The 12,780-nt window shown below is 72.5% G+C and carries 13 protein-coding genes; 7 read left to right on the plus strand and 6 right to left on the minus strand.

Going from position 1 to position 12,780, the window contains the following annotated elements:
- Positions 1-51: 51 nt before the first annotated feature.
- Positions 52-1,497: an amino acid permease gene (locus tag FB157_RS31625; protein ID WP_145884084.1), complete on the plus strand. Its 1,446-nt coding sequence runs from the start codon at positions 52-54 to the stop codon at positions 1,495-1,497.
- On the opposite strand, the gene FB157_RS31630 is transcribed toward FB157_RS31625, so the two are convergent.
- Positions 1,457-1,909: an ATP-binding protein gene (locus FB157_RS31630; RefSeq protein WP_145884085.1), complete on the minus strand. Its 453-nt coding sequence runs from the start codon at positions 1,907-1,909 to the stop codon at positions 1,457-1,459. The genes FB157_RS31625 and FB157_RS31630 overlap by 41 nt on opposite strands.
- A 296-nt stretch (positions 1,910-2,205) precedes the next feature.
- Here FB157_RS31630 and FB157_RS31635 point away from each other — a divergent pair, with 296 nt between their 5' ends.
- From FB157_RS31635 to FB157_RS31645, 3 genes are all read left to right on the plus strand, one after another.
- Positions 2,206-3,033 (plus strand): enoyl-CoA hydratase family protein, encoded by an 828-nt coding sequence (locus FB157_RS31635; protein ID WP_145884086.1) that lies wholly within the window; start codon positions 2,206-2,208, stop codon positions 3,031-3,033.
- A 2-nt stretch (positions 3,034-3,035) separates the two neighbouring features.
- On the plus strand, positions 3,036-5,450 hold the full coding sequence (locus FB157_RS31640) for a bifunctional salicylyl-CoA 5-hydroxylase/oxidoreductase (protein WP_145884087.1): 2,415 nt from the start codon (positions 3,036-3,038) through the stop codon (positions 5,448-5,450).
- A 71-nt stretch (positions 5,451-5,521) separates the two neighbouring features.
- A complete protein-coding gene (locus FB157_RS31645; RefSeq protein WP_261386664.1) occupies positions 5,522-5,929 on the plus strand; it encodes a hypothetical protein in 408 nt (135 codons plus the stop codon).
- A 33-nt stretch (positions 5,930-5,962) separates the two neighbouring features.
- Here the strand turns inward: FB157_RS31645 and FB157_RS31650 are convergent, their stop codons facing one another.
- Entirely contained in the window at positions 5,963-6,778 is an 816-nt protein-coding gene (locus tag FB157_RS31650; RefSeq protein WP_145884088.1) for a PaaX family transcriptional regulator C-terminal domain-containing protein, read from the minus strand.
- 15 nt (positions 6,779-6,793) lie between these two features.
- Positions 6,794-8,386 (minus strand): AMP-binding protein, encoded by a 1,593-nt coding sequence (locus FB157_RS31655; RefSeq protein ID WP_145884089.1) that lies wholly within the window; start codon positions 8,384-8,386, stop codon positions 6,794-6,796.
- A 163-nt stretch (positions 8,387-8,549) separates the two neighbouring features.
- On the opposite strand from FB157_RS31655, the gene FB157_RS31660 reads away from it, so the two are divergent.
- Positions 8,550-9,686: an acyl-CoA dehydrogenase family protein gene (locus tag FB157_RS31660; protein ID WP_145884090.1), complete on the plus strand. Its 1,137-nt coding sequence runs from the start codon at positions 8,550-8,552 to the stop codon at positions 9,684-9,686.
- The gene (locus tag FB157_RS31665) at positions 9,683-10,081 is read left to right on the plus strand and encodes a RidA family protein (protein ID WP_145884091.1); all 399 of its coding nucleotides are present in this window, start codon (positions 9,683-9,685) and stop codon (positions 10,079-10,081) included. The genes FB157_RS31660 and FB157_RS31665 overlap by 4 nt, the downstream gene beginning before the upstream one ends.
- Before the next feature lie 4 nt (positions 10,082-10,085).
- Here the strand turns inward: FB157_RS31665 and FB157_RS31670 are convergent, their stop codons facing one another.
- A complete protein-coding gene (locus tag FB157_RS31670; RefSeq protein ID WP_145884092.1) occupies positions 10,086-10,280 on the minus strand; it encodes a DUF5999 family protein in 195 nt (64 codons plus the stop codon).
- Positions 10,281-10,514: 234 nt separating this feature from the next.
- On the opposite strand from FB157_RS31670, the gene FB157_RS31675 reads away from it, so the two are divergent.
- Complete coding sequence (locus FB157_RS31675) at positions 10,515-10,940, plus strand: DUF6299 family protein (RefSeq protein WP_145884093.1); 426 nt, start codon at positions 10,515-10,517, stop codon at positions 10,938-10,940.
- Between the two features lie 67 nt (positions 10,941-11,007).
- Here FB157_RS31675 and FB157_RS31680 read toward each other — a convergent pair whose 3' ends face one another.
- Together FB157_RS31680 and FB157_RS31685 are read right to left on the minus strand one after the other, a co-directional pair.
- Positions 11,008-11,199 (minus strand): acyl-CoA carboxylase epsilon subunit, encoded by a 192-nt coding sequence (locus FB157_RS31680; protein ID WP_145884094.1) that lies wholly within the window; start codon positions 11,197-11,199, stop codon positions 11,008-11,010.
- 11 nt (positions 11,200-11,210) lie between these two features.
- Positions 11,211-12,755: an acyl-CoA carboxylase subunit beta gene (locus tag FB157_RS31685; protein ID WP_145884095.1), complete on the minus strand. Its 1,545-nt coding sequence runs from the start codon at positions 12,753-12,755 to the stop codon at positions 11,211-11,213.
- Between the last annotated feature and the right edge of the window lie 25 nt (positions 12,756-12,780).

Below are 12,780 nucleotides of genomic sequence, written 5' to 3' on the forward strand. Positions count from 1 at the left end.
AGCGATCGACCTGAGATCGCGCCCGCACCACCAGAAACGAGCTCCACCCGCATGCCCGCTCCCCGCATCAAGTCCCCCGGCGCGCTCATAGCCGAATCCGGCGCCGACCGTGAAGGCCACGGCCTCAAGCGCACGATGGGCCTCTTCCAGCTCATCTGCTTCGGCGTCGGCGCCATCGTCGGCACCGGCATCTTCGTCGGCCTCTCCGACTCCGTCGCGCAGGCCGGCCCCGCCGTGGTCGTCTCCTTCGTCCTCGCCGCGATCACCTGCGTCTTCACGGCCCTCTCCTTCGCCGAGCTGGGCGGCGCCATCCCGGTCTCCGGCTCCTCGTACTCCTTCGCCTACGCGGGCCTCGGCGAGTCCACCGCCTTCCTGGTCGGCTGGTGCCTGCTGCTGGAGTACGGCATCTCCATCTCGGCGGTCGCCGTCGGCTGGAGCCAGTACGTCAACGAACTGCTGCACAGCCTCACCGGCTGGCAGCTGCCCGCCGCCCTCTCGGCCGGTCCGGGCGACGGCGGCGTCGTGAACCTCCCCGCCGTGATCGTCATCGCGATGGCCTCGATGCTCCTGGTCCGCGGGGTGCGCGAGAGCGCCCGGGCCACCGCCGCCATGGCGGCCGTGAAGCTCGTCATCCTCCTGGCCTTCTGCGCCATCGGCTACAGCGCCTTCAAGGACGGCAACCTCACCCCGTTCTCCCCGGCCGGCCTCGGCGGCATCGGCGCGGGCACCACCGCCGCCTTCTTCTCCTACATCGGCTTCGACGCGATCACCACGGCCGGCGAGGAGGCGAAGAACCCCCGCCGGGACATCCCGATCGCGATCCTGGTCTGCATGGGCCTGGTCACCCTGCTCTACTGCGCGGTCGCGCTCGCCGCGATCGGCGCCATCGGCGGCGACCAGGTCGCCGGCCGTCCCGCCGCGCTGTCCTACGTCGTCCACGAGGTCACCGGCTCCACCGTCGGCGGCGGTGTCGTCGCCTTCGGCGCGGTCGTCGCCATCGCCTCCGTCGTCCTCGCCGTGATGTACGGCCAGACCCGCATCCTGATGTCGATGTCCCGGGACGGCCTGATCCCGCGCGTCTTCGAGAAGGTGTCGCCGCGCACCTCCACCCCGGTGGCCGGCACCCTGATCGTCGCGGTCGTCTTCGCGGTCCCGGCGGCCTTCGCCTCGCTCGACGCCGTGATGAACCTGTGCACCATCGGCACGCTCGCCATCATGGCCGTCGTCAACATCGCCGTGATCGCCCTGCGCCGCCGCGAGCCGGGCCTCGCCCGCAGCTTCCGGGTGCCCCTCTACCCCGTCGGCCCGCTGCTCGGCGTCGGCTTCTGCCTGTACCTGATGTACGAGACCGGCTGGCAGACCTGGATCCAGTTCGCGGTGTTCCTCGCGGTCGGGCTGCTCGTCTACGTCGCCTACGGGCGCCGGCACTCCACGCTGGCCCGCCCGGCCGCCGAGGTCACGCCGGACGCCGCTGACCGGGAACCACAGGCAGTCTGAACCACACCGCCTTGCCCGACGGGGTCGGGCGGTGACCGCAGGACGAACTGAGGGCGCGGATCAGCAGCAGACCGCGCCCTCCCTCCTGCCAGGGGTCGGGCTCCTCGATCACCGGACGCGTGAGATGCCCCGGCGGCGCCGGATCGGGGTCGTGCACCTCGACCTGGCAGCCGCTCGGCAGCAGCTCGACGACCAGCTCTATCGGGCCGCGCCCGTCGGTGTGCTCCACCGCGTTGGCGACCAGTTCGGCCGTGAGCAGCTCGGCGGTGTCGGGATCGGCCGCGTGCTCCACCTCGGCGAGGGCCGTACGGACCAGGGCACGCGCCACGGGCACCGCGGCTGCGGTGTGCGGCAGCGCGATGCGCCAGGAAGCCGGTTCGGTGGGGCGTTCGTACAAGGCGAGTCCGTTCATGGAGCAGGCTGTCCTGCTTTCAACCGTAGGAATGGTACGGGCCCGGCCACAGAGACCGTCGTCGGGCACCGCTCGGGACCATCGGCCCCGGTACCGGGCGGCTTACCCCGCTGGACGCCCTGCCTCGCCCGGCTGTGCCCACTGTTACGACGCTGTGGACGATCGGTGACGCGCGTGACGGGACCGGGCCGGCCCCGGGTCACGCTGTCGCGCCCTCATGACGACAGTCACAAAGACGTGTTAACTTCGTCGGGTAGCGCCACGTGAGGCACCGCCCCCCTAGGAGGCCGCACGTCATGAGTCCTTTCACCGGCTCCGCCGCCCGCACCTCGGACTGGGAGCATCTGCGGGTCCAGCTGGCCGACGGGGTCGCCACCGTCACCCTGGCCCGCCCCGACAAGCTCAACGCCCTCACCTTCGGCGCCTACGCCGACCTGCGTGATCTGCTCGCCGAGCTGAGCCGGGAGCGGTCGGTCCGCGCCCTCGTCCTGGCCGGCGAGGGGCGTGGCTTCTGCTCCGGCGGCGACGTCGACGAGATCATCGGCGCCACCCTCTCCATGGACACCGCCCAGCTGCTCGACTTCAACCGGATGACCGGGCAGGTGGTCAGGGCGATCCGCGAATGCCCGTTCCCGGTGATCGCCGCCGTGCACGGCGTGGCCGCCGGCGCGGGCGCGGTCCTGGCCCTCGCCGCCGACTTCCGCGTCGCGGACCCCTCGGCCCGCTTCGCCTTCCTCTTCACCCGCGTCGGCCTCTCCGGCGGCGACATGGGCGCGGCCTACCTGCTGCCCCGCGTCGTCGGCCTCGGCCACGCGACCCGCCTGCTGATGCTGGGCGAGCCCGTACGCGCCCCCGAGGCTGAGCGCATCGGCCTGATCAGCGAACTGACCGAGGAGGGCGCCACGGACGCGGCGGCCCACACCCTGGCCCGCCGCCTCGCCGACGGCCCCGCCCTGGCCTACGCCCAGACGAAGGCCCTGCTCACGGCCGAGCTGGACATGCCGCTGGCGGCATCGATCGAACTGGACGCCTCGACCCAGGCCCTCCTGATGAACGGCGAGGACTACGCGGAATTCCACGCGTCGTTCACGGAGAAGCGCCCGCCGAAGTGGCAGGGACGGTGACCATGGAAGCCGACGCGAGGAACGAAGGGGCGCGGGGCCCTGTCGATCTGCGGCTCCGCCGCGGGGCGCGACAAGCCACAACGCACCCGCACTCGCAGAACGACACAAGCCATCCCCAGCGCATCGCGATCATCGGCGGTGGACCGGGCGGCCTGTACGCGGCAGTGCTCCTGAAACGACTCGACCCGACCCGGGAGATCACCCTCTGGGAACGCAACGCTCCCGACGAGACCTTCGGCTTCGGAGTGGTCCTCTCCGACGAAACCCTGGGCGGCATCGAACACGCCGACCCGGCGGTCTACACGGCCCTGCAGAGCAGCTTCACCCGCTGGGACGACATCGACATCGTCCACCGAGGCACCCGCCAGACCTCCTCGGGACACGGCTTCGCGGCACTGGGCAGGAAACGACTCCTCGAAATCCTGCACGACCGCTGCCGCATCCTCGGCGTGGACATCCGCTTCCGCACCGAGGCCCCCGGCCCCGACCAGCTCTCGGCGACCCACGACCTCCTCGTCGCAGCCGACGGAGTCAACAGCACCACCCGCCAGACCTACGCCCATGCGTTCCGCCCCCAGGTGACCGAACACCGCTGCCGCTACATCTGGCTCGCCGCGGACTTCCCCTTCGACGCCTTCCGCTTCGAGATCGCCGAGACCGAGCACGGCGTGATGCAGCTGCACGGCTACCCGTTTGCGGCCGACGCCTCCACGGTGATCGTCGAGATGCGCGAGGAGGTCTGGCGGGCGGCGGGATTCGACGAGGCCGCCCCGCAGGAGTCCGTCGAGCGCTGCGCCAAGATCTTCGCCGACGCGCTCGGCGGCAGGCCGCTGCGCTCCAACAACTCCGCCTGGACCACCTTCCGTACGGTGGTCAACGACCGCTGGTCGCACGGCAACGTCGTCCTCCTCGGGGACGCGGCCCACACCGCCCACTTCTCGATCGGCTCCGGCACCAAGCTCGCGGTGGAGGACGCTCTGGCCCTCGCGGCCTGCCTGGAGGAACAGCCCGACGTGCCACGGGCGCTCGCGGCCTACGAGGAGGAGCGCAAGCCCGTCGTCGCCTCCACCCAGCGGGCCGCCCGGGCGAGCCTGGAGTGGTTCGAGAACGTGCGGCGTCATCTCGACCAGCCGCCCCGCCAGTTCGCCTTCAACCTCCTCACCCGCAGCCGCCGCGTCACCCACGACAACCTGCGGCTGCGCGACGCCCGCTTCACCGAGTCCGTCGAGCGCGAGTTCGGGTGCCCGTCCGGCACGCCCCCGATGTTCACCCCGTTCCGGCTGCGCGGCCTGACCCTGCGCAACCGGGTCGTCGTGTCCCCGATGGACATGTACTCCGCGGTCGACGGCGTCCCCGGCGACTTCCACCTGGTCCACCTCGGCGCCCGTGCCCTCGGCGGGGCCGGTCTGGTGATGACCGAGATGGTGTGCGTCAGCGAGGAGGGCCGGATCACCCCGGGCTGCACCGGCCTCTACACCGGCCGCCAGGCGGAGGCCTGGAAGCGGATCACCGACTTCGTGCACGCCCAGGCACCGGGAACGGCGATCGGGGTGCAGCTCGGGCACTCCGGCCGCAAGGGCTCGACGAAGCTGATGTGGGAGGGCATGGACGAGCCGCTGCCCGACGGGAACTGGCCGCTGACGGCCGCCTCCCCGCTGCCGTACAAGCCGGGCAGCCAGACCCCGCGCGAGCTCTCCCGGGCCCAGCTCACCGACATCCGGGAGCAGTTCGCCGCATCCGCCTGGCGGGCCGCCCGGGCCGGCTTCGACCTGCTCGAACTGCACTGCGCGCACGGCTACCTGCTCTCCGGCTTCCTCTCCCCGCTCACCAACCGGCGCACCGACGGCTACGGCGGCTCGCTGGAGAAGCGCCTGAGGTTCCCGCTCGAGGTGTTCGACGCCGTACGCGCGGTATGGCCGGAAGAGAAGCCCCTGACCGTCCGCATCTCGGCCACGGACTGGGCCGAGGGCGGCACCACCGCCGAGGACGCGGTCGAGATCGCCCGGGCCTTCGCCGCGCGCGGCGCCGACGCGATCGACGTGTCGACGGGGCAGGTGGTGGCCGAGGAGCGGCCGGAGTACGGGCGGTCGTACCAGACGCCGTTCGCCGACCGCATCCGGCACGAGGCCGGCGTCCCGGTGATCGCGGTCGGCGCGATCTCCTCCTGGGACGACGTGAACTCCCTGATCCTGGCCGGGCGTACGGACCTGTGCGCGCTGGCCCGGCCGCACCTGTACGACCCGCACTGGACCCTGCACGCGGCCGCCGAGCAGGGCTACGAGGGTCCCGGCGTCGCCTGGCCCGCGCCCTACCGGGCGGGCAGCCGCCGCCCCCAGACCGGCCGCACGGACGCCCCCAAGCCGCGCCTGTCGCTCAGTACGGTCACACGCCTTCCACGCGATTCGCACGGTTCCTGAACCGGCCTGTTATCGACGGCTGCCTAGGTTCTTTCGAGTCATTCGGAAGAATCACAGGGATCGAGACTGAGATGACTGACACCAGGCCGTTGCCCGAGCCGCCACCCGGATACGGCTACGGCCCCTCTCCGGACCCGGGCCCGCCGTACCCGGGACCCGCGGTGCAGCGCGCCGCGCCCGCTCGGCAGCGCCGTCCGGACGGTTCGGGCACCCGGCGCACCGCGCTGGTCATCCACACGATCGCCGACGTCGCGGCGGCGTTCCTGGGGCTGTGGATCCTGCTGTACCTGCTGGAGGCCAATCACGCGAACGTCTTCGTGGGGTTCGTCGAGGACGTGGCCGACTCGCTGGCCTGGTGGTCGCAGGACATCTTCACCATGGACACGGAGAGCCTCCGGGTCCTGCTCGACTACGGTCTGCCCGCGGTGATCTACCTCGCGGTCGGGCACGGCATCGCGATGCGGCTGCGCCGGTTCTGAGCCACCGGTCACATCCTCGGAACCGCCGGCCGTTCACCCCGCCCCCACGAACTCCGCCCCGGCGTCCCGCAGCCGCTCGTGCAACCCCCGGAACACCTCTGCCGAACGGACGCCCGGCCAGTCGGTCGGGAGGAGGTGGGTGGGGAGGCCGGGGTCGGTGTAGGGGAGGTGGCGCCAGGAGTCGAGGGCCAGGAGGTAGTCGCGGTAGGCCTCCTCGGGCGGGGTGTCCGTGCGGTGCTCCCAGGCGCGCAGGACGGGCGCGTGGGCGTCCAGGAAGCGCTCGTGTTCCTTGGCGATCGCCGCGAGGTCCCACCAGCGGGTGACGGCCTCGGGGGTGGGTGCGAAGCCGAGGTGCTCGCCGCGGAAGAAGTCGACGTACGGGTCGAGGCGGAGCCGGCGCAGGGTGTGCCGCGTCTCCTCGTACAGGCGGGCGGGGGCGATCCACACCCCTGGGGCCGCCGTGCCGAAGCCCAGGCCGGCCAGCCGCGAGCGCAGGACGTGCCGCTTCTGCCGCTCCGACTCGGGGACGGAGAAGACCGCCAGGACCCAGCCCTCGTCCTCGGGGGGCGCGGTCGCGTAGATGCGGCGGTCGCCGTCCTCCAGCAGCTGGCGCGCCTCCGCGGACAGCTCGTACCCCGCCGCGCCGGCCTCCGTGCGGGCCGGCACCAGCAGGCCGCGGCGCTTGAGCCGGGACACCGAGGAGCGCACGGAGGGGGCGTCCACCCCGACCGCGGCCAGGAGCCGGATCAGCTCGGCGACGGGCAGGGGGCCGGGCATGAAGCGGCCGTACGCGCCGTAGAGCGTGACGATGAGGGACCTGGGGGCGTGCTGCTCGGACACGTTGATCATTTTAAGTCTTCGGCATCAGTGCTGGTCACCTTTGGTGCGCAGCCGGAACCGCTGCAGCTTGCCGGTGGCCGTGCGGGGCAGCGCGTCGAGGAAGACGAACTCGCGCGGGCATTTGTAGGGCGCCAGTTCGGACTTGAGGAAGGTGCGGAGGGCCTCCGGGTCCGGCCGCACTCCGTCCCGCAGCACCGTGTAGGCGACGGCCACCTGGCCGCGCGCCTCGTCGGGGCGGCCGACGACCGCCGTCTCGACCACGTCCGGGTGGCGCAGCAGCGCGTCCTCCACCTCCGGTCCGGCGATGTTGTATCCGGCGGAGATGATCATGTCGTCGGCGCGGGCCACGTAGCTGAAGTAGCCGTCGCTCCCGCGGACGTAGGTGTCGCCGGTGACGTTCCAGCCGCCGCGTACGTACTCCCGCTGCCGTGGGTCGCGGAGGTAGCGGCAGCCGACCGGGCCGCGGACCGCGAGCAGGCCCGGCTCGCCGTCGGGCACCGGCTTCCCGTCGGCGTCCTGGACACGTGCCTGCCAGCCCGGCACCGGGACGCCCGTCGTGCCGGGCCGGACCCGCTCGTCGGCCGCGGAGATGAAGATGTGCAGCAGCTCGGTGGCGCCGATGCCGTTGATGATGCGCAGCCCGGTGCGCTCCTGCCAGGCGCGCCAGGTGGCCGCCGGCAGGTTCTCGCCGGCCGACACACAGCGCCGCAGGGACGAGGTGTCGTACCCGGCCAGGTCGTCGAGCATCGCCCGGTAGGCGGTCGGCGCGGTGAACAGGACCGAGACCCGGTGCTCGGCGATCGCGGGCAGCAGCTGGCGGGGGCCTGCCTGTTCGAGGAGCAGGGAGCTGGCGCCGGCCCGCATCGGGAAGATCACCAGTCCGCCCAGGCCGAAGGTGAAGCCGAGCGGGGGACTGCCGGTGAAGACGTCGTCCGCGTGGGGGCGCAGCACATGTCTGGAGAAGGTGTCGGCTATGGCCAGCACATCCCGGTGGAAGTGCATGCACCCTTTCGGGCGACCCGTGGTGCCTGAGGTGAACGCGATCAGGGCCACGTCGTCGGAGGCGGTGTCGACCGCAGGGTAGGGGGTGCCGGGCGCCGGGCGGTGCAGCAGGTCGTCGGCCGCGTCACCGCCGTACGCGGTGATGCGCAGGCCCGGCACCTCGGCCTTCGCCAGGTCGTCCAGGGCCCGGATGTCGCACAGCGCGTGCCGGACCTCGGCGATCTCGCACACCGTGGCCAGCTCGTGCGCGCGCTGCTGGGCCAGGACGGTGACCGCGACGGCGCCCGCCTTGAGCACGGCCAGCCAGCAGGCGGCCAGCCAGGGGGTGGTGGGGCCGCGCAGCAGGACCCGGTTGCCCGGTACGACGCCGAGCTCGCCGGTGAGGACGTGGGCGATGCGGTCGACCCGGGCGCGCAGGTCGCCGTAGGTCCAGCTGGGGCCGGCCGGGGTGTGGAAGACCGGGCGGGCCGGGTCGGCGTGTTCGAGCAGCTCGACGGCGCAGTTCAGCCGTTCGGGGTAGCTCAGCTCCGGCAGCTCGAAACACAGGTCGGGCCACTCGTCCGGCGGCGGGAGGTGGTCGCGGGCGAAGGTGTCGACGTGGGCCGAGAGATGCATGGCGCCCCCTTGCCTGGTGGGCTCGTGGTGGCCATGGGGCCTGTCAGACGATTCCCGCCTGCCGCGCGGCGTCTGGCCCCAGCACAAGGAGCGTATCGTGTTGGTGACGACAGTCAATGGAGCGCGATACGGTCGGGTGACAGCACGGGAGAGGGGACCGGCGATGCCTGCATTCTCACTCGCACCGGAACAGCTCGCCTGGTGTGCAGAGCTGCGCACCCTGGCCGCCGAACGGCTGCGCCCGTTCGCCGAGAAGGCCGAGCCGGGCCGGGTCGACCGGCCACTGGTCGCGGAACTCGGCCGGCTGGGCCTACTGGCCCGGCTCTTCGCCTCCGGCGCCCTCGACCTCTGTCTGATGCGGGAGTCCCTGGCCTACGGCTGCACGGAGGCCGAGACCGCCCTCGCCCTGCAGGGCCTGGGCGCCCACCCCGTCCACGCCCACGGCACCCCCGCCCAGCGGGAGCGCTGGCTGCCCGGTGTGACCGAGGGCACCGCGGTGGCCGCGTTCGCGCTCAGCGAGCCGGGGGCCGGTTCTGACGCGGCGGCGCTGGCGCTGCGGGCGGATCCGGACGGGGCCGGGCGCTGGCGGCTGACCGGACGCAAGTGCTGGATCTCCAACGCCCCCGAGGCCGACTTCTACACGGTCTTCGCGCGGACCACCCCCGATGCCGGCGCCCGCGGCGTCACCGCTTTCCTCGTCCCCGCCGACCGGCCCGGCCTGACCGGCTCCGCCCTTCGGATGCTCTCCCCGCACCCCATCGGCAGCCTCGACTTCGACGCCGTCCCGGTGACCGAGGACGATGTGCTCGGGGAGGCCGACCGCGGTTTCCGGGTCGCGATGGGCACGCTCAACCTGTTCCGGCCGAGCGTCGGCGCCTTCGCCGTCGGCATGGCCCAGGCGGCGCTCGACGCGACGCTCGCCCACACCGCCCGGCGGGACGCCTTCGGCGGCAAGCTGATGGACCTTCAGTCCGTCGCCCACCAGGTCGCCGAGATGGCCCTGCGCACGGACGCGGCCCGGCTGATGGTGTACGCGGCGGCGACGGCGTACGACGAGGCGGCCCCGGACGTGCCCAAGCGGGCCGCGATGGCGAAGCTGCTGGCCACCGAGACCGCGCAGTACGTCGTCGACGCGGCCGTCCAGCTGCACGGAGCGCGGGCGCTGGAGCGGGGCCATCTGCTCGAACACCTCTACCGCGAGGTGCGCGCCCCACGGATCTACGAGGGCGCGAGCGAGGTCCAACGAGGCATCATCGCCAAGGAGTTGTACGCCACCGCCACCCGGGAGGGCCGTCCGTGACGACCGAGCGCATCAACCCGCCCGAGCTTTCCCCGCCCACGGGCTTCTCGCACGCCGTCGTCGCCGCCGGCTCCCGCGTGGTGTTCCTGGCCGGCCAGACCGCCCTCGACAGCGACGGCAAGGTCACCGGAGCCACGCTCCCCGAGCAGTTCGAGAAGGCGCTCGCGAACCTCCTCACCGCCCTCGACGCGTCCGGCGGCACCCCCGCCGACCTCGCCCGCGTCACCGTGTACGCCACCGACGTCGCCGCCTACCGCACCCATGCCCGCCAACTGGGCCGCATCTGGCACCGGTTGGCGGGCCGGGCCTATCCGGCGATGGCGGTCGTGGAGGTCGTACGGCTGTGGGACGAGCAGGCGCTGGTGGAGCTGGACGGGTTCGCGGTGCTGCCGTAGCCGGTCAGGCCGCCACGGCCAGCCGGTCGGCGGGCACCCGGCGGGGCGGGACCACGCTGCCGTCCGGGAGCAGCTCCCCGCTGTCGTCGAAGCGGATCGAGCCGTCGCAGAGCAGGGCCCAGCCCTGTTCCGGGTGGGCGGACACGGTGTGCGGGGTGCCGGGGCCGGACGCGGCGCACGAGATTTCACAGGAGCACATGGCGCACCTCCACATCGGATGTGAGGGGGCGGGCCGGGTCGGCCGTCACCCGCCATGCACAGACCATGCTCCCGCCGTGAACGGACCGGAACCGGCCGCCGTGAAGCGTGACAACATGCGGACAACTCCCGGACGCTTCCATGACGCGCCACCGAAGGGGTGACGATCACGCCCGGCGGCACGGTCGCCCGGTACCAGTGGAGGCCCCCACCCCACGGAACCGGGAGGTATCCCATGCTCGTACGCCCCGCCCTGGCCGCCGCCCTCGGCGCAGCCGCGCTGCTGTGCGCCGCCGTCGGCCCGGCCGCCGCCGACGCGGGCGAGAGTGTCACCGTCGCCCCCACCGGCCGGATCGCCGCCGACGGCACCGTCACCCTTTCGGGCACCTATCGGTGCACCGGCAACACCGGCCCGGTCTTCGTCAGTTCCTCGGTCAGCCAGGGCGACTCCCGGCTCCGGCACGGCATCGGCGGCAGCGGCGCCCTGTGCGACGGCGCCGAGCACCCCTGGCAGAACTCCGGCAAGGTCTCGGCCGGCTCGCTCGTCCCCGGCGCGGCCCATGTGGAGGCCACCGTCATGGAGCTGCGGTCCTCGGGCATCGTGCCGCTGCCGGTCTTCCACGCGGTCCAGGAGCAGGACGTCACCCTCGTCCAGGAGTGACGCCCGCGCCGAGCGGCCCGGCACACCCGCCTGACGGGTGCCGGGCCGCTCGGCGTGGCAGCGGTCGTCAGGAGCGCTGCCAGCTGTGGGGGGCGTGGAAGGCGTGCGGGCGCCAGGACGTGGTGCCCGGCGAGGAGGGCTCGGCGCCGGAGCCGGCCAGGGCGGTGCGGCTGAGCAGCAGCACCGCGAGGGCGGCCAGCTCCTCCTGGGTGGCCTCGCCCTTCTCGACGCGGATGGGGGCTGTGAGGGACACGGACATGGGGACCTCCGTCACTGAGGGGGGTTGCCGTGCTTGCGGGCGGGGCGCTCGGCGTGCTTGGTACGCAGCATCGCCAGCGCGCCGATGAGGACACGGCGGGTGTCGGCCGGGTCGATGACGTCGTCCACCAGGCCGCGCTCGGCCGCGTAGTACGGGTGCATCAGCTCGGCCTTGTACTCCTTGACCAGCTCGGCACGCTTGGCCTCGGGGTCGTCGGCCTCGGCGATCTGGCGGCGGAAGATGACGTTGGCGGCACCCTCCGCGCCCATCACGGCGATCTCGTTGGTGGGCCAGGCGTAGGTGAGGTCGGCGCCGATCGACTGGGAGTCCATGACGATGTAGGCGCCGCCGTAGGCCTTGCGCAGGATCAGGGAGATGCGGGGCACGGTCGCGTCGCAGTAGGCGTAGAGCAGCTTCGCTCCGTGCCGGATGATGCCGCCGTGCTCCTGGCCGACGCCCGGCAGGAAGCCCGGCACGTCGAGCAGGGTGACGATCGGGATGCTGAAGGCGTCGCACATCTGCACGAAGCGGGCCGCCTTCTCGGACGCCTCGATGTCCAGGACGCCGGCCAGGCTCTGCGGCTGGTTGGCGACGATCCCGACGACCTGGCCGTCCAGCCGGGCCAGCGCGCAGATGATGTTCCGCGCCCAGCGCTGGTGGACCTCCAGGTACTCACCGTCGTCGACGATCTCCTCGATGACCGCGGCCATGTCGTACGGCCGGTTGCCGTCGACCGGTACCAGGTCGGTCAGCGTCTCGCAGCGGCGGTCGGCCGGGTCGTCGCACGGCACGGCGGGCGGGTTCTCGCGGTTGTTGCGGGGGAGGAGGGACAGCAGGTAGCGGACCTCCTCCAGGCAGGTCTCCTCGTCGTCGTACGCGAAGTGGCACACCCCGCTGGTCTCCGCGTGCACGTCGGCACCGCCGAGGCCGTTCTGGGTGATCTCCTCGCCGGTGACCGCCTTGACCACGTCCGGTCCCGTGATGAACATCTGGGACGTCTCGCGGACCATGAACACGAAGTCGGTGAGCGCGGGGCTGTAGGCGGCACCTCCGGCGCACGGGCCGAGCATCACGCTGATCTGCGGGATGACCCCGGACGCCGCCGTGTTGCGCCGGAAGATGCCGCCGTAGCCCGCGAGGGCGGTGACGCCCTCCTGGATGCGGGCGCCCGCGCCGTCGTTCAGGGAGACCAGGGGCGCGCCCGCCGCGAGGGCCATGTCCATGATCTTGTGGATCTTGGCGGCGTGGGCCTCGCCCAGCGCACCGCCGAAGATCCGGAAGTCATGGGCGTACACGAAGACCGTGCGGCCCTCGACCGTGCCCCAGCCGGTGACGACACCGTCGGTGTACGGCTTCTTCGCCTCCAGACCGAAACCGGTCGCCCGGTGCCGGCGCAGCGGTTCGACCTCCTGGAAGGAGCCCTCGTCGAGGAGCAGACCGATCCGTTCGCGCACGGTGAGCTTGCCCTTGGCCTTCTGGGCGGCGGTCGCCTTCTCACCGGGGCCGGCGAGGACGCTCTCGCGTATGCCGGCCAGTTCCTCGACGTGGGACCTCATGTCTCCCCCTGCTTCCCTGAAGTGA

Source organism: Streptomyces sp. BK340 (assembly GCF_007827595.1).
Lineage (GTDB): Bacteria > Actinomycetota > Actinomycetes > Streptomycetales > Streptomycetaceae > Streptomyces.

Bases quoted from the DNA above. Each gene is read 5' to 3' on its own strand.
- FB157_RS31625 (WP_145884084.1), top strand. From the start codon at position 52: ATGCCCGCTCCCCGCATCAAGTCCCCCGGCGCGCTCATAGCCGAATCC.
- FB157_RS31630 (WP_145884085.1), bottom strand. From the start codon at position 1,909: ATGAACGGACTCGCCTTGTACGAACGCCCCACCGAACCGGCTTCCTGG.
- FB157_RS31635 (WP_145884086.1), top strand. From the start codon at position 2,206: ATGAGTCCTTTCACCGGCTCCGCCGCCCGCACCTCGGACTGGGAGCAT.
- FB157_RS31640 (WP_145884087.1), top strand. From the start codon at position 3,036: ATGGAAGCCGACGCGAGGAACGAAGGGGCGCGGGGCCCTGTCGATCTG.
- FB157_RS31645 (WP_261386664.1), top strand. From the start codon at position 5,522: ATGACTGACACCAGGCCGTTGCCCGAGCCGCCACCCGGATACGGCTAC.
- FB157_RS31650 (WP_145884088.1), bottom strand. From the start codon at position 6,778: ATGATCAACGTGTCCGAGCAGCACGCCCCCAGGTCCCTCATCGTCACG.
- FB157_RS31655 (WP_145884089.1), bottom strand. From the start codon at position 8,386: ATGCATCTCTCGGCCCACGTCGACACCTTCGCCCGCGACCACCTCCCG.
- FB157_RS31660 (WP_145884090.1), top strand. From the start codon at position 8,550: ATGCCTGCATTCTCACTCGCACCGGAACAGCTCGCCTGGTGTGCAGAG.
- FB157_RS31670 (WP_145884092.1), bottom strand. From the start codon at position 10,280: ATGTGCTCCTGTGAAATCTCGTGCGCCGCGTCCGGCCCCGGCACCCCG.
- FB157_RS31675 (WP_145884093.1), top strand. From the start codon at position 10,515: ATGCTCGTACGCCCCGCCCTGGCCGCCGCCCTCGGCGCAGCCGCGCTG.
- FB157_RS31680 (WP_145884094.1), bottom strand. From the start codon at position 11,199: ATGTCCGTGTCCCTCACAGCCCCCATCCGCGTCGAGAAGGGCGAGGCC.
- FB157_RS31685 (WP_145884095.1), bottom strand. From the start codon at position 12,755: ATGAGGTCCCACGTCGAGGAACTGGCCGGCATACGCGAGAGCGTCCTC.